This window comes from Hymenobacter terricola (assembly GCF_017921975.2).
In the GTDB taxonomy this organism is placed as follows: Bacteria; Bacteroidota; Bacteroidia; order Cytophagales; family Hymenobacteraceae; genus Hymenobacter; species Hymenobacter terricola.
Genome location: NZ_JAGEMO020000270.1, coordinates 1 through 301 on the forward strand (window position 1 = coordinate 1; position 301 = coordinate 301).

The 301-nt window shown below is 51.2% G+C and carries 1 protein-coding gene; it reads left to right on the forward strand.

Features of this window, described 5'->3' with window-relative positions:
• The coding region (locus J4G38_RS28520; RefSeq protein WP_226164248.1) for a hypothetical protein at positions 1-186 on the forward strand (186 nt) is incomplete at its 5' end.
• Positions 187-301 lie beyond the last annotated feature (115 nt).

Sequence of the window (301 nt, forward strand, 5' to 3'; positions counted from 1 at the left end):
CTCGCAGCCGCCAAGGGGCCAGCCCCTTGGAACCCCGGAGGAGGGGAGGTGGTACGCATCGAGCATTGTACCATCGCTTGTCGTTGCTCGCCGAATTATACCACGCCGCTGAGAACCTGTAAACAGCGCCCCAAAACTTTTTCTAAAATTTTTCTCGCGGCCAGCATTGCACAAACTGCACAGTAGTACCCGCGGAAAATTTTTATAAAAACTTTCGTGGCCCCCTATTTACAGAGCCTCATCGTCGTGGTCTGGCTATTGTAGCAACTCCCCAAACAAAACAAATCACAAAGGAGACCTA